The sequence below is a fragment of the Streptomyces venezuelae genome (assembly GCF_008642275.1).
In the GTDB taxonomy this organism is placed as follows: Bacteria; Actinomycetota; Actinomycetes; order Streptomycetales; family Streptomycetaceae; genus Streptomyces; species Streptomyces venezuelae_E.
Genome location: NZ_CP029189.1, coordinates 1,465,311 through 1,484,633 on the forward strand (window position 1 = coordinate 1,465,311; position 19,323 = coordinate 1,484,633).

A 19,323-nucleotide genomic window follows, 5' to 3' on the forward strand; every position below is an offset into this window, starting at 1 on the left:
CGCTCCGCTACTGACGCTGGAGTGACCGGCTGACGCCCGCCACCGTGGTGGTGGCGAGGATCCAGCCGGTCACGATCAGCAGGTACGACAGCCACTGGTGCCAGCCGCCCGGTGCGAAGGCCGCTTCCTGGCCGAAACTGACGATCGGCACCATCAGGTCGATCGTGTAGAAGACCGCGTTGAAGTCCGGGGCCTCCCCCGCCTTCAGGGCGCGCGGCGGGTCGATCCCGTATGCGATCGCCCCGGTCGCCAGCAGGGCCACCAGCCAGCCCGCCGCCCGCAGCGGCCGGAAGCCGTAGCCGACGGTGGCGTCCTGGAGCAGGCCCCACAGGCGTGTGTGCCGGGGCAGTGTGCGGCGGTGCCTGCGCAGCTTGGCGAGCTGGACGGTCCGGGCGGCCGCCTCGTCGCCCGCGGTGCGGTAGGCCGCGGCCAGCTGCTCGTACGGGTACGGGAGGTATCCGGGCTCGCCGGCCTCCAGTGCGGCCAGCCGCTCCTCGGCCGGCAGGTGGGGCCCCAGGGTGCGGTAGGTCAGGCCGTCCAGGCGCAGCGGGTCCCGCCAGGTCCCGGCCCGCATGTTCAGCAGGTCGAACTGCGATCGCCGCAGGTTCACGGTGCCCCGTACGTCCTCGCAGGCGGGCAGCCACACCTCGCCGACCGTGCAGCTGGAGGCGCGCAGGGCGATGCCGCCCGGGTTCTCCAGGACGGCGTGGGCGAGGTTGAGGCGGCCGGGTATCCGTGAGCCGGTGAGGTTGAGGCGGCCCTGCGTCCGGGCCCGGGCGGCGTGGAGGTTGGTGCCGACCGTGAGGGTCTCGGCCTCCAGGGCGGTGCCGTCGGGGGCGAGCAGGCGGGCGTCGTCCAGGTTGATCCGGCCGCCGACGACGGCTCCGTTGAGGCGGAACTGGCCGTGGACGGTCAGGTCGTTGGCGATGATGTCTGTGCCGACCTCCGCGTGGTTGAGCTGGAGCGGGGGTTCGTCCGCCTCCTCGCCCGACACGGGGCCGATCACCGCGCCCTGGAGGAAGAGGCCGCCGGATATCTTGGCGCCCTGGAGCCGGACGGGGCCGGTGATCCGGCAACAGGAGAGCCGCAGGACGACGTCGACGCGCAGGGTGGCCGCGGTCAGGCCCGGCAGGGTGGAGTAGCCGAGGACGAGGGCCTTGAGCTGGGCTCCGTACAGGAGCGGTTTGCGTTCGAACCAGCAGTCGCGCATCCGGATCGGATGGTCGATCACCGCGTAGCGCAGGTCGAGCTTGCCGACGATCCTCGCGCCTTTGATCTTGAGCCCTGCGACCCGGCCCTCCGCGGCGGGGGCGGCGCCCAGCAGGAGGGCCCGCAGCACCTCGGCACGCAGCGTACGGTCGGGTCCCCAGTCGGCCCCGTCGACGGAACTGTCCTCGGGGGCGGCGCGGAAGTCGACCCCGTCGCCGCGCGGGAAGGCCTCCCAGACGCGGCGTTCCGCCGGGGTCAGATCGTTGATCTCCATCGCCGGGATGGTGTCCCGCGGTTCGACGAACTGTCAACTCCGCCCGGACACCATCCTTTCGGCGGTGCGTCAGTGCTCGACGCCCTCCTGGAGCCGCTGGCCCTTCAGCAGGAACCAGGCGGCCACGGCGGTGGCCAGCAGCACGGCCGCGCCGACGCCGGAGGCGAACCGCAGCCCGTCGACGAAGGCGTCCTGGGCGGCGCCCACCATCACCTGGGCGGTGTGCGGGTCCAGTGCCTTGGCGGCCTCGACGGCCCCGCCGAGGGATTCGTGCGCGGCGTCGGCGACCGGGCCCGCGACCGAGGCCGGGGCGGTGAAGCTCTGGTAGACACCGGTGACGATGGAGCCGAGCAGGGCGATGCCGAGGGCTGCGCCGAGCTCGTACGCCGTCTCGGAGACGGCGGAGGCCGAGCCGGCCTGCTCCTTGGGCACGCTGGAGAGGATCACGTCGGCGGTGACGGTGAAGGAGAAGCCGGCGCCGAGACCGACGACCAGCAGGGCCGCACCGAGCAGCGGGTAGCCGCTCTCCTTGTGGATCAGGGTGAGCACGGCGAGGGCCAGGCCGATGGCGCCGAGGCCGCCGGCCACGATGGTCCGTACCGAGTACCGGCGGGCGTACCGGCCCGCGATCAGGCCGGTGACCACCGCGCCGATGGCGGCGGGCAGTTCGGCGAGGCCCGCCTCCAGCGGGTCGCGGCCCTGGACGAGCTGCAGGAACTGGGAGAGGAAGAAGACCAGTCCGGAGAGGCCGAAGACGGTGAGCAGGTCGGCGAGGACCGCACCGGAGAAGCCGCGGTGCTTGAAGAGCCTCATGTCGAGCAGCGGGGACGGCAGGGCGAACTGGCGGCGCACGAACGCGTACAGGGCGCCCGCGCCGAGTGCCGCGGTGGCCGCGACCTCCCAGGTGACGCCGTGGGTGGCGACTTCCTTGACGGCGTAGACCACGCTGATCACGCCGACGAGGGAGAGGCCGACGCTCACGAGGTCCCAGGGACCGGCGACCGGGTTCTTGGATTCGGGAAGCAGCTTGATTCCGACGACGACCAGGGCGATCATCACAGGGAGGTTGATCAGGAAGACCGAGCCCCACCAGAAGTGCTGGAGGAGGGCTCCGCCGACGACCGGGCCGACGGCCGCGCCGGCCGAGGCGGTGGCGCCCCAGATGCCGATCGCGAGGCTGCGCTCCTTGGGGTCGTGGAAGATGTTGCGGATCAGCGCGAGGGTGGACGGCATCAGGGTGGCACCGGCCACGCCGAGCAGGGCCCGGGCGACGATCATCATCTCGGGGCTGGTCGCGTAGGCGTTGAGCACGGACACCGCGCCGAACGCGGCGGCGCCGGTGAGCAGCAGCTTCTTGCGGCCTATCCGGTCACCGAGGCTGCCCATGGAGACCAGGAGTCCGGCGATGACGAAGGAGTAGATGTCGCCGATCCACAGCAGCTGGGTGCCGGACGGCTTGAGGTCCTCGGAGAGTGCGGGCGTGGCGAGGCCGAGTACGGTCGCGTCGACGGCGACCAGCAGCACGGCGAGCACCAGCACGCCCAGGGCGAGCCAGCGGCCGCGGCTTTTGGTCTCCGTCCCGATCGGGCTGTTCAGGTGCTGGGTCGTGCTCATTTCTCCACACTCCGTCTGGCGCCACCGAGCAAGAGCTCGATGATCATGTACTGGAAGTCCTTGGCGGCGACCCGGCCGTCCATCACGGCCCAGGCGCAGGTGCCGACGAGGCCGTAGAGGGCCTCGGTGAGCCATGCGGGGCTCAGGTCGATCCGGATGTCGCCCTCTTCCTGGCCGCGCCGGAAGAGCGCGCCGACGCGGGCGTCGAGCCGGGCCCACCCCTCGTTGACCTCGTCACCCTCGAACAGCTGGTTCTCGGTGACGAGGAAGGCCAGCAGCTGGGCGTTGGGCTCGGCCTCGGCGACGAGGCGCTTGATCGCCTCCACCGCGGTGCCCTCGTCGAGGCGGGCGTTGTCGAAGGCCACCTCGAACTCTCTGATGCCGAGGTCTTCGAGGGCCCGCACGAGGGCGTCGCGTCCGGCGAAGTGCCGGTGGAGGGTCGCGCGGCCGATTCCGGCGGCGCGGGCGACCTCGTCCATCGTGGCGGTCGACTTGCGGGAAAGCAGGGCGGCCGCATCGCGGAGCACCTGGTCACGATCCATGGCCATGAGACAAGCATACCCCGAATGAGACGTCATTGTCTCATTCTCTGCGAAAATGAGCTGCCCGAGGGCAGCCGGAACGGAATCCTGCCGCAATGAAGCCACTGCTGCTGATCGACGTCGACGGCCCGCTGAACCCCTACGCGGCCAAGGCCCAGCGCCGCCCCGAGGGCTATCGCACCCACCGGATGCGCCCGACGGGCTGGACGGAGGCCGAGCGGGCCAAGCCGCTGCGGGTCTGGCTGAATCCCGGCCACGGAGCGGAGCTGCTCGCCCTCTCGGAGGTCTACGAGCTGGTCTGGGCCACCACGTGGAAGGACGAGGCCAACGACTGGATCGGCCCCCACCTGGGACTGCCGGGACTCCCCTTCGTCGACTGGCCGGTGATGCACGGCCGGGCGCCGCGCGGCACGTTCTGGAAGACCCAGTACATCCTCGAATACGCCGGCGAGCGCCCCTTCGCCTGGATCGACGACGACATCACGGAGCTGGACCGCGAGTACGTCGGCCTGCACCACCCGGCACAGACCCTGCTGATGCGCATCGACGGACGGATCGGGCTCGCCCGCGAGGACTTCGACACTCTGGCCGCATGGGCCACACCGTCACCAGTCGACTACTGATGGTGATTCGATCATGACTACCCGTGTCGGTCGGGCTGATGCGAACTGTGATCATTTGGAGTGACGGTGCCCCCGGGAGCCTTCCCCCACCGGCCCGGCACCCGGGAGTCTCTCCTCGGTGAACCCCTACCCGGGGCGGGTTCACCTGCAGGTATTCCGTCTTAGGCAGGGAGAGAGTCATGAACGCATCACGGAAGCTGGCCATCGGCGCGGCCGCGCTGGCGCTGACGACGGTCGGCGGCGTTCTCGCCATGTCCTCGGCGTCGGCCGAGTCCAGGGAGGCGCGGCAGGCGGCGGCGGTCACCACGGCCTGGGCCAGGATCTCCGCGAGCGGACAGTTCCTGGGCGCGCAGGGGATCACCGGGACCGTGAACCACTTCGGCAACGGCCGCTACAACATCACCACGACGTCCAACCTCAACGGGTGCGCCCTCCTGGGCACCATCAACACCAACGGCGGCGGCGACCCCGGGCCGGGCAGCTCGTCCATCCTGATCGGCCAGGTGAACGCGAACACCCTCTTCGTCCGCACCGCGACGCCGTCCGCGGGCGGCAGCCCCGCCGTCGACAGCGACCGGCCGTTCTCCATCAGCGTCGTCTGCCTGTAACGCCGAAGGGGCGGGGGAGACCATCCGCTCCCCCGCCCCCGGCCGTGCCCGGACTACTGCTTGTGGGCCGCCCAGGCGTGCTGGATGACCAGGTCGGCCTTCAGCTCGGTGAGCTGGGTGGCCACCGCCGAGGGGGCGGTGCCGCCGCGGCCGCTCCGCGAAGCCAGGGCGCCCTTGACGTTGAGGACGGTCCGGACCTCGGGGGTCAGGTGCTCCGAGATCTTCGCGAACTGGTCGTCCGTCAGCTGGTCGAGCTCGATGCCCTCGCCCTCGCAGACCTTGACGCACTCGCCGGCCACCTCGTGGGCCACCCGGAACGGCACGCCCTGCTTGACCAGCCACTCGGCGATGTCGGTGGCCAGCGAGAAGCCCGCCGGGGCCAGCTCCTCCATCCGCTCCCGGTTGACCGTGAGGGTCGCCATCATGCCGGTGAAGGCGGGGAGCAGGACCTCAAGGGTGTCGCAGGAGTCGAACACCGGCTCCTTGTCCTCCTGGAGGTCCCGGTTGTACGCCAGGGGCAGCGCCTTGAGCGTCGCGAGCAGGCCCGTCAGATTGCCGATGAGACGGCCCGACTTGCCGCGCGCCAGCTCCGCGATGTCCGGGTTCTTCTTCTGCGGCATGATCGACGAACCGGTCGAGAAGGCGTCGTGCAGCGTCACGAAGGAGAACTCCTTCGTGTTCCAGATGATGATCTCCTCCGCGATCCGGGACAGGTTGATCCCGATCATCGCGGTGACGAAGGCGAACTCGGCGACGAAGTCGCGTGAGGCCGTGCCGTCGATCGAATTGCCGACCGAGCCCCGCTCGAAGCCCAGGTCGGCGGCGACCTGCTCCGGGTCCAGCCCCAGCGAGGAGCCGGCCAGGGCCCCCGAACCGTACGGGGAGACCGCGGTCCGGGTGTCCCACTGGCGCAGCCGCTCCGCGTCCCGGGACAGGGACTGCACGTGGGCCAGAACGTGGTGGGCGAAGAGCACCGGCTGCGCGTGCTGCAGGTGGGTCCGGCCCGGCATGGCCACGTCGTGGTGCGCCTCGGCGAGGCCGACCAGCGCGTCCTGGAGGTCGGCGATCAGGCCGCCGATGATCCGGCCGTGGTCGCGCAGGTACATCCGGAAGAGGGTGGCCACCTGGTCGTTGCGGGACCGGCCGGCGCGCAGCTTGCCGCCGAGCTCGGCGCCGAGCCGCTCCAGCAGGCCGCGCTCCAGGGCGGTGTGCACGTCCTCGTCGGCGACGGTGCCGGTGAAGGACCCGCTCGCCACGTCGGCTTCGAGCTGGTCGAGTCCGGCGATCATGCGGTCGAGCTCTTCGGCCGTGAGCAGGCCGGCCTTGTGGAGCACGCGCGCGTGGGCACGGGAGCCGGCGATGTCGTACGGCGCGAGGCGCCAGTCGAAGTGGACCGACGCCGACAGCAGGGCCAGCGCCTCCGAAGGACCGTCGGCGAACCGGCCGCCCCAGAGCCGGACGTCACCCTTGTTGCTGCTCACAGCTACTGCTCCTCAAGACTGCATGGCTTTGACTGCTGGTAAGGCTCCGGAGGCCGGTGTGGCTCCGGATGTGCAACCGCCTCCCCGCCGCGGAGGTAACGGGGAGGCGGTACGGACTGCCGGTCGGTCAGGCGAGGTCGCGGCGGGCCGCGATCTTCGAGGAGAGACCGAAGATCTCGATGAAGCCCTGGGCCTTGGACTGGTCGAAGGTGTCGCCCGAGTCGTAGGTCGCGAGGTTGAAGTCGTAGAGCGACTCGTCCGACTTCCGGCCGGTGACGACGGCGCGGCCGCCGTGCAGGGTCATCCGGATGTCACCGGTGACGTGCTGGTTGGCCTCGTTGATGAAGCCGTCCAGGGCCCGCTTGAGCGGGGAGAACCACAGGCCGTCGTAGACCATCTCGCCCCAGCGCTGCTCGACCTGCCGCTTGTAGCGGGCCAGCTCGCGCTCGACGGTGACGTTCTCCAGCTCCTGGTGGGCCGTGATCAGCGCGATCGCACCCGGGGCCTCGTACACCTCACGGGACTTGATGCCGACGAGGCGGTCCTCGACGATGTCGATCCGGCCGATGCCCTGCGCTCCGGCGCGGTCGTTGAGCTGCTGGATGGCCTGCAGCACGGTGACGGGCTTGCCGTCGATGGCGACCGGGACGCCCTCCTTGAAGGAGATGACGACCTCGTCGGCCTCGCGCGGCAGGGCCGGGTTCGAGGTGTACTCGTAGATGTCCTCGATCGGGGCGTTCCAGATGTCCTCCAGGAAGCCCGTCTCGACGGCGCGTCCGAAGACGTTCTGGTCGATGGAGTACGGGGACTTCTTGGTGGTCGCGATCGGGAGCTGCTTCTCCTCGCAGAAGGCGATCGCCTTGTCCCGGGTCATCGCGTAGTCACGGACCGGGGCGATGCACTTGAGGTCCGGGGCGAGGGCGACGATGCCCGCCTCGAAGCGGACCTGGTCGTTGCCCTTGCCGGTGCAGCCGTGGGCGACGGTCGTGGCGCCGTGCTTCTTGGCGGCGGCGACCAGGTGCTTGACGATGGCCGGCCGGGAGAGCGCCGAGACCAGCGGGTACCGGTCCATGTAGAGGGCGTTCGCCTTGATCGCCGGGAGGCAGTACTCATTGGCGAACTCGTCGGAGGCGTCGGCGACCTCGGCCTCGACCGCACCGCAGTCGAGCGCGCGCTTGCGGATGACGTCCAGGTCCTCGCCGCCCTGGCCGACGTCCACGGCAACGGCGATGACCTCGGCGCCCGTCTCCTCGGCGATCCAGCCGATGGCGACGGAGGTGTCCAGGCCGCCCGAGTAGGCGAGTACGACGCGCTCGGTCACGGGTTTCTCCTTACGGTGCATTCAACGACAGGCATAACTATGCATTACTCCGTATGTTTCGTCAATCGAGGCGTGGGCGCGCCGCGGCCGGCACCCTGCCCTCCGGCCTGACCTGCGGATATAAGGGAGGCCGGTCGGCGGCCGATTGCCTACCATCGACCGGAACGACCACAGGGGGGACCCATGAGCGCCGGATCTCACGGCGGAAGAGGCGCGGGGCGCGCCTACGCGCAGTCGCTGACGGCCACGGCGCCGGACGGGGCCGGGTCCCGGCTCCCCGACGGCGCGGCCGCCGAGTGGATCGACTTCGACCACGAGGTCCGCCGGATCCACCGCTGGTCGTACGGGACCCGTGACAGCACCGCGGCGGCCGTACGGCTGTGCCACCCCGACGGCCGGCGCCGCGAGGCGGCGCTGCGCGAGCCCGGTCCGGTGCCCGAACTCGTCGCGATCCGCTGCACGGACTGGGTGCCGGCCGTACGGGACCAGGCCCGGCGGCTGCTGGCCGGGGCCCTGGCCGGCGACCCCGCGGGCACCCTGCGCCGGCTGACCCCGCTCGTACTGCGGCTGGGCCGGCGCGAACAGGGCGTGTGGGCGCTGGAACTGTTCCGGGCCGTGCTGCGCGGGGAGCCGGTGGCCGTGGCCACGTCCTGGTGGGAGCTGCGGCCGCCGCGGGCCGTACTGGAGGATCCCGCCGGGCTCCTCGCGGAGCTGTGCCGGAGCGCGGACCTGCCGACCCGGCGGTTCGCCGCGCGGCTGACCGTCGACGCCGGACGGCTGGACGTACGGGAGCTGGCCCGGCTGGCCGCCGGCGAGCTCGACCCGGCGGCGGCCCGGGTGTGGACGGACGCCGCACTGGCGGCCATGGCCGCCGGCGGACCCGACGACGGGGCGATCGACACGCTGCTCGGTGCGCACGGGGCGATGGTCCGCTCCGCCGGGGTCACCGCCCTGCGCGGGGCCGGCCGGACCGCCGAGGCTCCCGGCCACCTCGCGGACCGCTCGGGAATGGTTCGGGCCTGCGCACGCTGGCTGGTCCGCCAGGGCGGCGGCGACCCGTACCCGCTCTACCGCGAGGTGCTGGCCGACCCCGACCGCGTGACCCGGTACGCGGTGGCCGGCTTCGCCGAGTGCGCCCGCCGCCAGGACGCACCCGTGCTGCGCGCGCTGCTGGAACACCCCGACGGTCCGGTGCGGGCCGCGGCCCTCGCCGGGCTGCGCCTGCTGGACGTCACGGACACCGAGCTGCTGCGGGAGCAGCTGGACGACCCGTCGGCGGCGGTGGCCCGCGAGGCCGCCCGGAGTCTCACCGCTTCGGCCGGGCTGCTGCCCGTCGACTGGCTGACGGCCCGCATCGCGCCCGGGCGGCCGCCGCACGTCCGCCGGGCCGCGTACCGGCTGCTGTTCGCCCGGGGCGGGGTGGCCGGACTGCGAGCCTCCGTCGAGCTGCTGACGGACCGTGACCCGGCGCTGCGGACGATCTCGGCGCAGCGGGTCCAGAGCATGTGGTCCCCGTACAGGACACCGGACCTGCCGTCACGCGACCCGGAGGTCGGCGTTCTCCTGGACCGGTGCACGCACCTGTTCAGTGACCACGTCATGCGCCAGATGCGCGCACGGCTGGGACTCGTGACCCGGTCGGACGACCCGGAAGAACAGTGAGAGTGTCGGCGGCCCGCCTGCGCTGCCGCCGGCCCTTGCGCACCGTAGCGTCTGCCATGTGCTGCGTACCGCTGTGGTCACCGCCTCGTTGATCGTCACGACCCTGCTCCCGCGGGGCCCCGTACCCCTGCCCGACCGCCTGGCCGACACCGGCGGCGGCAGTCAGCTGATCACCGCCGTCGCGCCCGCGCCCGGTTCCACGACCGGCGAAGTGGTCTGGTGGGAGCGGTGGGCGGGGCGCTGGCACCGGTCCGGAAGCGCGCCCGCCCGCTTCGGAGCGAACGGCCTCACCGAGGGGGCGACCCGGACGCAGGGCACCAGCACCACACCCACGGGCCTCTTCGAACTTCCCTTCGCCTTCGGGATCAGGCGGGCGCCCGCCGGCACGGACCACGTCTACCGGCGGGTGGGACGCGACTCGTGGTGGTGCCAGGACAACGCGTCCGAGCGGTACAACCGCTGGGTCGAGCCGCTGCCCGCGGACTGCGCACCGGGTGAGGCCGAGCACCTGGTGACGTACGAGAAGCAGTACGCGCACGCCCTGGTGATCGCCTTCAACTACGACCGGCCCGTCCGCGGCCGGGGCGCCGGGATCTTCCTGCACGTCAACGGCAAGGGCGCAACGGCCGGTTGTGTGTCCGTGCCCGAGCCGGCCATGCGGGCGATCCTGCGCTGGGCGGACCCCCGCCGCCGTCCGCACATCGCGATCGGCACGCAGGAGGGGCCGCTCGCCGTCACCCGCTACTAGGCCCTTTCGGGTCCTGCCGGGGCCCGGGCCCGGGTTCGTCCTCGTCGGCCACCCGGTACTCGTACGCGTCCTCCCACCAGACCTTGTCGTCCAGCCACTCGTCATCGTCCTCGTCGTCTCCCCGCACGACGACCCGGTCGGCGCCTCGCCACCGGTAGCAGTCCGCCATGCTGCGCCGGACGTGGAGGCGCTGCTGCTCGTCCAGCGCCGTGAAGGCCGGGTGCGGCGCGGCTCGGACCAGGTCGCCCAGCGGGTCCTCGCATGCCGTCCGGGCCCGGACCGTCCTGGCGGCCTTCTCCGCGAACGCGAGCGTCACCAGGCCGAGGGCGGCCACCGCGGCGCAGGCCCATTCCCTCATGCCGTGGGGGCGTTCGGCGAACAGCAGGACGCCCGCGATGGTCCAGAAGAACATCGCCAGGACGATGCCCACGCAGCCGCAGCAGGCCAGCAGCCGGTTCTCCTGGCCGTCCGGCATCCGCGGGAGTTCGGGCAGCAGGGACTCGCGTTCACTCCCGTACGCGCTGCGCCGCGCCGTGTACTCCTCGTCGCACCGGTCGATCCAGCCGATCGACACCGGCTCGGGATCGTGCCGGCGTACGGCCTCCAGCAGGGCGGCGGGCAGTGGATGGGCGGGGGTCCGGCCGGGGTCGCGGCCTTCCTCGGTGAGGAACACCGCGCCTTCCCCGTCGATCCGGAGGGACCCGGCGAGGACGAGTTCGGCGGCCGCCGTCCCGGTCGCCTCGCCTCGCAGCAGCGCGGCGTGGTACGGCTCCAGGCGCAGGGCGGCGAGGCGCCGGAGGATCTCGCGCCGGACCAGCGTCCGGCGCCGCCACCGCAGGCCGATGGGCCCGTAGACGGCGGCGGTGACGACGGACACCGACAGGGCGAGGACGAGTTGGAGCACGTCCCGAGGCTATGTCGGCGGCCCCCGGTCCGGCACCGGATTTCCCGCCCCGCGGTCCCCGGGGGACTCGCCCCGACCGGCCCCGCTCAGCCCTCCTTCTGCGCCAGCTTCAGCAGGTGGTCGGCCAGGGCCTGGCCGCCCGCCGGGTCCCGGCTGATCAGCATCAGCGTGTCGTCGCCCGCGATCGTGCCGAGGATCGCCCGGAGTTCGGCCTGGTCGATCGCCGATGCGAGGAACTGCGCGGCACCCGGCGGGGTGCGCAGGACCACGAGGTTCGCGGACGCCTCCGCCGAGATCAGCAGCTCCCCGGAGAGGCGCCGCATGCGCTCCTCCTTCGCGGACTCGCCGAGCGGGGCCTGCGGGGTGCGGAAACCGCCCTCGCTGGGAACCGCGTAGATCAGCTCGCCGCCGGTGTTGCGGATCTTCACCGCGCCCAGTTCGTCGAGGTCGCGCGAGAGCGTCGCCTGGGTGACGCTCAGCCCGTCGTCGGCGAGCAGCTTGGCCAGCTGGCTCTGTGAGCGGACCGGCTGCCGGTTGAGGATGTCCACGATCCGGCGGTGACGCGCGGTGCGGGTCTGCGGGACGGCCTGGCCGCCTTGCTCGTTGTCCTGCGCCTGACTCATCGTCGTCTCATTCTCCGGATCCGTCCCCACCTGCTGCGTCAAGGATGCCGGGCAGGGCCCGGACGAACGCGTCCGCCTCGGCCTCGGTGAGTACGTACGGCGGCATCAGCCGTACGACGTCGGGGGCGGGCGCGTTGACCAGGAAGCCGGCATCCTGAGCCGCCTGCTGCACCCGGGCGGCGAGCGGCTCGGTCAGCACGATACCCAGCAGCAGGCCCGAGCCGCGGACGTGGGAGACGAGGGCGTGGCCCGTGCCCTCGATCCCGGAGCGCAGTCGCTCGCCCCGGGCCTTGACCTGGTCGAGCAGGCCGCCCGTCGCGATCGTGTCGATGACGGCGAGGCCGGCGGCGCAGGCGACCGGGTTCCCGCCGAAGGTGGTGCCGTGCTGACCGGGCTGGAGCAGGTCGGCGACGGGGCCGAAGGCGACCACCGCGCCGATGGGCAGACCGCCGCCCAGCCCCTTGGCGAGGGTGACGATGTCGGGCTCGACGTCCTCGTGGGCCTGGTGCTCGAACCACTGGCCGCACCGGCCGACACCGGTCTGGACCTCGTCGAGGACGAGCAGGGTGCCGGTGGCGCGGGTGATCTCGCGGGCGGCCGTCAGGTATCCGGCGGGGGGTACGACGACGCCGTTCTCGCCCTGGATGGGCTCGATGACGACGAGCGCGGTCGCCTCGGTGACGGCGGCCCGCAGGGCCTCCACGTCACCGTAGGGGACGTGCGTGACATCGCCCGGCAGGGGCCGGAAGGGCTCCTGCTTCTTCGGCTGGCCGGTGAGCGCGAGGGCACCCATGGTCCGGCCGTGGAAGCCGCCGTCGGTGGCGACCATGTGGGTCCGCCCGGTCAGCCGGCCGATCTTGAAGGCGGCCTCGATGGACTCGGCCCCGGAGTTGCAGAAGAAGACCTTGCCGGGGCGGCCGAAGAGCTGGAGCAGCCGTTCGCCGAGCGCGACGACCGGCTCGGAGATGAAGAGGTTGGAGACGTGGCCGAGGGTGGAGACCTGCTCGGTCACGGCTGCCGTGATCGCCGGGTGGGCGTGCCCGAGGGCGTTGACCGCGATGCCGCCGACGAAGTCGGTGTACTGGTTCCCGTCGGCGTCCCAGACCTGGGCGCCCTGGCCGCGCACGAGCGCGACCGCGGGGGTGCCGTAGTTGTTGGTCAGCGCGCCCTGCCAGCGTGCGCCGTACGCCTGGTTGCCGGTGCCCTTCGTCATTCCGTTCCCCCTGACTGGTCGTCGGGCACGACCATCGTGCCGATGCCGGAGTCCGTGAAGATCTCCAGCAGGATCGAGTGCTGGACCCGCCCGTCGAGCACGCGGGCGGTGTTCACCCCGTTGCGGACGGCGTGCAGGCAGCCCTCCATCTTGGGCACCATGCCGCTGGACAGCTCGGGCAGCAGCTTCTCCAGCTCGCTGACGGTGAGCTTGCTGATGACCTCGTCGCTGTGCGGCCAGTCCGCGTACAGGCCTTCGACGTCGGTGAGGACCATCAGCGTCTCGGCGCCCAGGGCGGCGGCGAGCGCCGCGGCCGCCGTGTCCGCGTTGACGTTGTAGACGTGGTGGTCGTCGGCGCTGCCGGCGATGGAGGAGATGACCGGGATCCGGCCGTCCGCCAGCAGGGCCTCGATGGCTCCGGTGTCGATGGAGGTGATCTCCCCGACCCGGCCGATGTCGATGACCTCGCCGCCGATCTCCGGGGTGTGCTTGGTCGCGATGATCGTGCGGGCGTCCTCGCCGGTCATGCCCACGGCGAGCGGCCCGTGCTGGTTCAGCAGGCCGACCAGTTCGCGCTGGACCTGGCCCGCGAGGACCATCCGTACGACGTCCATGGCCTCCGGGGTCGTGACGCGCAGCCCCGCCTTGAACTCGCTGACCAGGCCCTGCTTGTCGAGCTGGGCGTTGATCTGGGGGCCGCCGCCGTGCACGACGACCGGCCTCAGGCCGGCCTGGCGCAGGAAGACGACGTCCTGGGCGAAGGCCGCCTTGAGGTCCTCGTCGATCATGGCGTTGCCGCCGAACTTGATGACGACGACCTTGCCGTTGTGGCGGGTGAGCCACGGCAGGGCCTCGATGAGGATCTGCGCCTTGGGCAGGGCGGTGTGCTTGCGGGCGGTGCCGGGCTGGCCGGCCTTCTCGTCGCTCATGAGGAGTAGGCGCTGTTCTCGTGGACGTACTCGGCGGTCAGGTCGTTGCCCCAGATCACGGCGGATTCGCCGCCGTTCGCCAGGTCGGCGGTGATGCGGACCTCACGGCCCTTCATGGAGACCAGGTCGCGGTCGTCGCCGACCGATCCGTTGCGGCAGACCCACACGTCGTTGATGGCGACGTTCAGCCGGTCCGGGTCGAAGGCGGCCTTGGTGGTGCCGATCGCGGAGAGCACCCGGCCCCAGTTGGGGTCCTCGCCGTGGATGGCGCACTTGAGCAGGTTGTTCCGGGCGATGGACCGGCCGACCTCGACCGCGTCGTCCTCGGTGAACGCACCGATGACCTCGATGCGGATGTCCTTGCTGGCGCCCTCGGCGTCGCCGATGAGCTGGCGGGCCAGGTCGTCGCAGACCGTGCGCACGGCCTCCGCGAACTCCTCGTAGGCCGGCACCTGGCCGGAGGCACCGGAGGCGAGCAGCAGGACCGTGTCGTTGGTGGACATGCAGCCGTCGGAGTCGACCCGGTCGAAGGTGGTGCGGGTGGCGGCGCGCAGCGCCTTGTCGAGCGTGGCGCTGTCCAGGTCGGCGTCGGTGGTGATGACGACGAGCATGGTGGCCAGGCCCGGGGCGAGCATGCCCGCGCCCTTGGCCATGCCTCCGACGGTCCAGCCGCCCTGCGAGACGGTGGCCGTCTTGTGCACGGTGTCGGTGGTCTTGATGGCGATGGCCGCGGCCTCGCCGCCGTCCGCCGACAGGGCCGCGGCGGCCGTCTCGATGCCGGGGAGCAGCTTGTCCATGGGGAGCAGGACGCCGATCAGGCCGGTGGAGGCGACGGCGATCTCGCCGGCGTTGAAGTCGCCGCCGAGGACCTGCGCGGCCTTCTCCGCGGTGGCGTGGGTGTCCTGGAAGCCCTTGGGGCCGGTGCAGGCGTTGGCGCCGCCGGAGTTCAGGACGACCGCGCTGACCGCGGCGCCCCGCAGGACCTGCTCGGACCAGTGCACGGGCGCGGCCTTGACGCGGTTGGAGGTGAAGACGCCCGCGGCGGCCAGACTCGGCCCGTTGTTGACCACGAGGGCCAGGTCGGGGTTGCCGTTGGCCTTGATCCCGGCGGCGATGCCCGCTGCCGTGAATCCCTGTGCTGCCGTGACGCTCACTGCGTGCTCCTGTTCGCTCCGCCGCGGTAGCGGCTGGTGTCCCGGTCGCCCGCGCAGTGCGCCGGTGCGGCCGTCGTCGTCGTCCGCAGCCCGGTGGCTGCGCGTGCTCCCCCGGCTGTCGCCGGGAGGTGCCCCCTGCTCACGGAGCGACTCCGATCGTCGAAAGACCCAGGCTCTCGTGGAACCCCAGGGCGATGTTCATGCTCTGCACCGCGCCGCCGGCGGTGCCCTTGGTCAGGTTGTCGATGGCGCTGACGGCGATGATCCGCCGGGCGGACTCGTCGTAGGCGACCTGGACGTGGACGGCGTTGGAACCGTGGACGGATTTGGTGGACGGCATCTGGCCCTCGGGCAGCAGGTGGACGAAGGGCTCGTCGGCGTACGCCTTCTCGTAGGCGGCGCGCAGCGATTCGGCGGTGGTGCCGGGGAGCGCCTTGGCCGAGCAGGTGGCGAGGATGCCGCGTGCCATGGGCACGAGGGTGGGAGTGAAGGAGACCGAGACGCGCTCGCCCGCGAGCGGGCTGAGGTTCTGCACCATCTCGGGTGTGTGGCGGTGTCCGCCGCCCACGCCGTACGGGGTCACGGTGCCCATCACCTCGGCGCCGAGCAGGTGCGGCTTGAGGGCCTTGCCCGCGCCGGAGGTGCCGGTGGCGGCGACGATCACGGCCTCCGGTTCGGCGAGCTTCCCCTGGTAGGCGGGGAAGAGCGCGAGGGAGACGGCGGTGGGGAAGCAGCCGGGGACCGCGATGCGCCTGGTCCCTTCCAGTGCCTCGCGGGCGCCGGGCAGTTCGGGGAGTCCGTAGGGCCAGGTGCCGGCGTGCGGGGCGCCGTAGAAGGCGTCCCAGTCGGCGGAGTCCTTGAGCCGGTGGTCGGCGCCCATGTCGACGACGAGGACGTCGTCGCCGAGCTGGGCGGCCACGGCTGCGGACTGGCCGTGCGGGAGGGCGAGGAAGACCACGTCGTGCCGGCGGCCCTGTCCGGCGAGGACCTCGGGGGTGGTCGGCTCCAGGGTGCGTCCCGCGAGCGGCACGAGGTGCGGTTGCAGGGAGCCGAGGAGCTGTCCGGCGTTGGAGTTGCCGGTCAGGGCGCCGATCTCCACCTCGGGGTGCGACAGCAGGAGGCGCAGGACTTCTCCTCCCGCGTACCCGCTCGCACCGGCCACCGCTACACGTACCACCATCGGACCCTCCTCATCGATGGCATGACTATACGTACTGCTGCACGTTTATGCAACGGCTCGGAGGCGGAGAGGAGGGGCGCGAAGGGCGCACGGGGACGCGGTACGCGCTGGAAGATGTCTAGCAGGAAAGATCGTGCTCCGCGGGTGATTCGGACGCCCGCTTCGATATTCGGGCGCCCGTTTCGATCACCGTGGACCATGGCCGGCGACCCTCACCACCGGATTACGCCGGGGCCTGCAGAGACAGGTGCCAACGGCCGGACCAGCCGGTGAGGGTCATCGTGGACAGCGGCCGGACGTCCACGTTCCAGTAGGTCAGCGGGGGCGCCTTCAGCGCGTACACCAGGGCCGCCCGGACCACCGAGGGCTCCGCCACCGCCACGATCGCTCCCCCGTCGTCGGCCGGCCGGGTGTCGAGCCAGCCGCCGACGCGTGAGATGAAGGCGAGCAGGGACTCGCCCCCGTGCGGGGCGGACCACGGGTCGCTGAGCCACTGGTCCACCGCTCCGGGCTCCTGGGCGGTCACCTCGGCCAGGGTCAGCCCCCGCCAGCGGCCCATGTCGCACTCGCGCAGCGCGGGCTGGGCGAGGGGCGCGTACCCGAGGGCCTCGCCCGTGGCACGGCTGCGCGGGGTCGGCGAGCAGTAGCGCAGCTCGGCCGCGCCCAGGGGCACGAGGCCCTGCGCGGCGGACTCCACCGACCGCCAGCCGGCTCCGTCCAGCGGGCGGTCGTCGTCGAAGCGCTCGGCGAGCAGCGAGGAACTACGGGCTGCTGCGACAAGCGAAACCCGAACATGCATGCGGCGATGGTGATCCGCATACCGCAGCGGGTCAAGCGTCCGGACCGAGGCCGTCCGCCAGACCGGTACGCAGCCGCTGGACCGCCTCGACCAGTTCGCCCGGGCCCGAGACCCCGGCGAAGCTGAGCCGTACGTAAGGGCCGGGGGGTTCGGCGCAGAAGTACGGGCGGCCGGCGGCGACCGCCACCCCGGCGCGCAGGGCCGCCGCCGCGAGGGCCGCGTCGTCGCCGCCGTCGGCCATCCTGACCCACAACTGGTAGCCGCCCGAGGGCAGGTGCGACAGCGTCAGCCCGGGCAGCTCGCGCCGCAGGGCCCCTGCGAGCACGTCCCTCCGGTGCCGCAGCTCGGCGGCCACGGTGCGCAGGTGGCGCGGCCAGGCGGGCGCACCGACCAGTTCGAGGGCGGCCTCCTGGAGCGGCCGGGACACGAAGAAGGTGTCGACGACCTGGATGGCCCGCAGCCGGTCCACGACCGGGCCCCGGGCCGCGAGGGCGCCCACCCGCAGGCTGGGCGAGGTGGCCTTGGTCAGGGACCGGACGTGCACGACCACCCCGTCGTGGTCCTCGGCGGCCAGCGTCGCGGGCAGTGGACCGGCGTCGTCGTGGCCCAGCGCGCGGGCGTAGTCGTCCTCCACCACGAAGGCCCCGGCGGCCCGCGCGATCCTCAGCACCTCGGCCCGCCGCGCGGGAGCCAGTACCGCCCCCGTCGGGTTCTGGAACAGCGGCTGGCATACGAACACCCGCGCCCCGGTCGCTTCGAAGGCGGCGGCCAGCAGCTCCGGCCGGACCCCCTCGGCGTCCACGGGGACGGGCACGGGCCGGCACCCGGAGGCGCGGGCGATGGCCAGCAGCCCGGGATAGGTCGGGGACTCCACCAGGATCGGCGCGCCCGGCGGGGCCAGCGCCCGCAGGGCGGTGGTCAGCGCGCTCTGGCCGCCCGCGGTGACCAGTACGTCGGCGGCCGCGACGCCCCCGCCGATCTCGCGGGCGAACCAGTCACGCAGTTCGGGCAGCCCCTCCATGGGCGGCCGGTCCCAGGCTCCGGGGCGCCGCCCGGCCCGGGCGAGCGCCGCCGCCATGGCCCGCTCGGGCTGGATGGAGGCGTGCAGGTAACCGCTGTTGAGCCCGATCACCCCGGGCGGCGGCGCGGCCAGACAGGCCAGCACACCGGAGGCGTCCACCGAGCGCGGCACGATCTCGCCGGGGGCCTCGGCGCTGAGGGCGACCTCCTGCCAGGAGGTGTCCCCGGGTGCGGTGGCGGCCGTACGCGGTGCCGCGCGGAAGACCCCCGCGCCGGGCCGGGTGACGACAAGGCCTTCGGCGGCGAGCTGCGCGAGGGCCCGGGAGACGGTGACCGGGCTGACCCGGTGGCGCTCGACCAGAGCCCTGCTCGACGGGAGCTTTCCACCTACCGAGTAGCGGTCGAGTTCGGACCGCAGGGAATCCACCAGCTCGGCCACACTGCTACGCTCATACATGACAGCACAGAATAGCACTACTCTCCCGACCGCGATAGCGGTCAAGAACCCGGTACGCCGGGGTACCGCGCTCGCCCTGCTCGGCGTCGTCGCCTTCTCGCTGACCTTCCCCGCCACCGCCTGGGGACTGGAGAGCTTCGGCCCGTGGTCGCTGGTCGCGCTGCGCAGCGTCCTCGCCGCCGCGATCGCCGGGGCCTTCCTGCTGGCCCGGCGGGTCCCGCTGCCCGCCCGTGAGCACTGGGCGGGACTCGCGGTCGTCGCCGCCGGAGTGGTCGTCGGCTTCCCCATGCTCACCACTCTCGCGCTGACGACCTCCACGACCTCGCACGCCGCCGTGGTGGTCGGCCTCCTGCCGCTCACCACCGCCGCGCTGTCCGCGCTGCGCACCGGAGCCCGGCCCTCGCGCGCCTTCTGGGCCGCGGCCCTCACCGGGGCGGCGGTCGTGATCGCCTTCACGCTCGCGCAGAGCGGCGGCGCCCTCTCGACGGGCGACGCCTACCTGTTCGGGGCCCTGCTGGTGTGCGCCGCCGGGTACACCGAGGGCGGCCGCCTCGCCCGGATGCTGCCCGGCTGGCAGGTGATCGGCTGGGCGCTGGTCCTGTGCCTGCCGCTCAGCCTGGCCGGCTCCGCCGCCGGGCTCGCGTACGAACCGGTGCACCTCAATGGCCACGGGCTCGCCGGGCTGGTCTGGGCGGCGGCCGGTTCCACCTTCCTGGGCCTGTACGTCTGGTACCGGGGCATGGCCGAGATCGGCGCACCGCGGGCCAGCCAGCTCCAGCTCGCCCAGCCGCTGCTGACCCTCGTCTGGTCGGTGGCCCTGCTGGGCGAGCACCTCTCCCCCGCCGCACCGGCCGCCGCCTGCGCGGTCCTCGTCTGCATCGCGGTGACCCAACGGGTCAAATAGCCCCATGACGACCTAAACTGCAAGCACCGGATCGGACCGCCACCCGAGGAGGTCAGTT

18 protein-coding genes are annotated in these 19,323 nt (G+C 72.4%); 5 read left to right on the forward strand and 13 right to left on the reverse strand.

The features are described from left to right. Window positions 1-7 precede the first annotated feature (7 nt). From DEJ51_RS05975 to DEJ51_RS05985, 3 genes are all read right to left on the reverse strand, one after another. Window positions 8-1,483 carry a membrane-associated oxidoreductase gene (locus tag DEJ51_RS05975; protein WP_150256641.1) on the reverse strand — a complete coding sequence of 492 codons (1,476 nt, stop codon included), beginning with the start codon at window positions 1,481-1,483 and terminating at the stop codon, window positions 8-10. Between the two features lie 69 nt (window positions 1,484-1,552). Continuing rightward, window positions 1,553-3,097: an MFS transporter gene (locus tag DEJ51_RS05980; RefSeq protein WP_150256642.1), complete on the reverse strand. Its 1,545-nt coding sequence runs from the start codon at window positions 3,095-3,097 to the stop codon at window positions 1,553-1,555. Further along, window positions 3,094-3,645, reverse strand: a complete 552-nt coding sequence (locus tag DEJ51_RS05985) for a TetR/AcrR family transcriptional regulator (RefSeq protein ID WP_150256643.1) — start codon at window positions 3,643-3,645, stop codon at window positions 3,094-3,096. Before DEJ51_RS05985 ends, DEJ51_RS05980 begins: the two co-directional genes overlap by 4 nt. Window positions 3,646-3,734: 89 nt before the next feature. Between DEJ51_RS05985 and DEJ51_RS05990 the strand changes: the two genes are divergently transcribed. Together DEJ51_RS05990 and DEJ51_RS05995 are read left to right on the forward strand one after the other, a co-directional pair. Continuing rightward, window positions 3,735-4,262, forward strand: coding sequence for an HAD domain-containing protein (locus DEJ51_RS05990; RefSeq protein WP_150256644.1), 528 nt, complete (start codon window positions 3,735-3,737; stop codon window positions 4,260-4,262). A gap of 179 nt (window positions 4,263-4,441) precedes the next feature. After that, window positions 4,442-4,870, forward strand: a complete 429-nt coding sequence (locus tag DEJ51_RS05995) for a hypothetical protein (RefSeq protein WP_150256645.1) — start codon at window positions 4,442-4,444, stop codon at window positions 4,868-4,870. 53 nt (window positions 4,871-4,923) lie between these two features. Here DEJ51_RS05995 and argH read toward each other — a convergent pair whose 3' ends face one another. Together argH and DEJ51_RS06005 are read right to left on the reverse strand one after the other, a co-directional pair. Then, entirely contained in the window at window positions 4,924-6,351 is a 1,428-nt protein-coding gene (argH, locus tag DEJ51_RS06000) for an argininosuccinate lyase (protein WP_150256646.1), read from the reverse strand. 127 nt (window positions 6,352-6,478) lie between these two features. Continuing rightward, window positions 6,479-7,672: an argininosuccinate synthase gene (locus DEJ51_RS06005; RefSeq protein WP_030009472.1), complete on the reverse strand. Its 1,194-nt coding sequence runs from the start codon at window positions 7,670-7,672 to the stop codon at window positions 6,479-6,481. Between the two features lie 183 nt (window positions 7,673-7,855). On the opposite strand from DEJ51_RS06005, the gene DEJ51_RS06010 reads away from it, so the two are divergent. Together DEJ51_RS06010 and DEJ51_RS06015 are read left to right on the forward strand one after the other, a co-directional pair. Further along, on the forward strand, window positions 7,856-9,334 hold the full coding sequence (locus DEJ51_RS06010) for a hypothetical protein (RefSeq protein ID WP_150256647.1): 1,479 nt from the start codon (window positions 7,856-7,858) through the stop codon (window positions 9,332-9,334). A 61-nt stretch (window positions 9,335-9,395) separates the two neighbouring features. Further along, window positions 9,396-10,082 carry a L,D-transpeptidase gene (locus tag DEJ51_RS06015; RefSeq protein ID WP_150261718.1) on the forward strand — a complete coding sequence of 229 codons (687 nt, stop codon included), beginning with the start codon at window positions 9,396-9,398 and terminating at the stop codon, window positions 10,080-10,082. Here the strand turns inward: DEJ51_RS06015 and DEJ51_RS06020 are convergent. The 8 genes from DEJ51_RS06020 to DEJ51_RS06055 all read right to left on the reverse strand — a co-directional run bounded on the left by DEJ51_RS06020 (window position 10,069) and on the right by DEJ51_RS06055 (window position 18,361). Then, on the reverse strand, window positions 10,069-10,986 hold the full coding sequence (locus DEJ51_RS06020) for a hypothetical protein (protein ID WP_150256648.1): 918 nt from the start codon (window positions 10,984-10,986) through the stop codon (window positions 10,069-10,071). The genes DEJ51_RS06015 and DEJ51_RS06020 overlap by 14 nt on opposite strands. Window positions 10,987-11,072: 86 nt before the next feature. After that, window positions 11,073-11,609, reverse strand: a complete 537-nt coding sequence (locus DEJ51_RS06025) for an arginine repressor (protein ID WP_150256649.1) — start codon at window positions 11,607-11,609, stop codon at window positions 11,073-11,075. A gap of 7 nt (window positions 11,610-11,616) precedes the next feature. Further along, entirely contained in the window at window positions 11,617-12,822 is a 1,206-nt protein-coding gene (locus DEJ51_RS06030; RefSeq protein WP_150256650.1) for an acetylornithine transaminase, read from the reverse strand. Further along, the gene (gene argB / locus DEJ51_RS06035; protein ID WP_150256651.1) at window positions 12,819-13,751 is read right to left on the reverse strand and encodes an acetylglutamate kinase; all 933 of its coding nucleotides are present in this window, start codon (window positions 13,749-13,751) and stop codon (window positions 12,819-12,821) included. Before argB ends, DEJ51_RS06030 begins: the two co-directional genes overlap by 4 nt. Continuing rightward, on the reverse strand, window positions 13,748-14,905 hold the full coding sequence (argJ, locus tag DEJ51_RS06040; protein ID WP_150256652.1) for a bifunctional glutamate N-acetyltransferase/amino-acid acetyltransferase ArgJ: 1,158 nt from the start codon (window positions 14,903-14,905) through the stop codon (window positions 13,748-13,750). Before argJ ends, argB begins: the two co-directional genes overlap by 4 nt. 139 nt (window positions 14,906-15,044) lie before the next feature. Next, entirely contained in the window at window positions 15,045-16,085 is a 1,041-nt protein-coding gene (gene argC, locus DEJ51_RS06045; protein ID WP_150256653.1) for an N-acetyl-gamma-glutamyl-phosphate reductase, read from the reverse strand. 223 nt (window positions 16,086-16,308) lie between these two features. Beyond that, on the reverse strand, window positions 16,309-16,884 hold the full coding sequence (locus DEJ51_RS06050; protein ID WP_150256654.1) for a histidine phosphatase family protein: 576 nt from the start codon (window positions 16,882-16,884) through the stop codon (window positions 16,309-16,311). A gap of 31 nt (window positions 16,885-16,915) precedes the next feature. Next, window positions 16,916-18,361, reverse strand: a complete 1,446-nt coding sequence (locus DEJ51_RS06055; RefSeq protein ID WP_150256655.1) for a PLP-dependent aminotransferase family protein — start codon at window positions 18,359-18,361, stop codon at window positions 16,916-16,918. Between DEJ51_RS06055 and DEJ51_RS06060 the strand changes: the two genes are divergently transcribed. Next, window positions 18,360-19,265 (forward strand): DMT family transporter, encoded by a 906-nt coding sequence (locus DEJ51_RS06060; RefSeq protein ID WP_150256656.1) that lies wholly within the window; start codon window positions 18,360-18,362, stop codon window positions 19,263-19,265. The genes DEJ51_RS06055 and DEJ51_RS06060 overlap by 2 nt on opposite strands. Window positions 19,266-19,323: the final 58 nt, after the last annotated feature.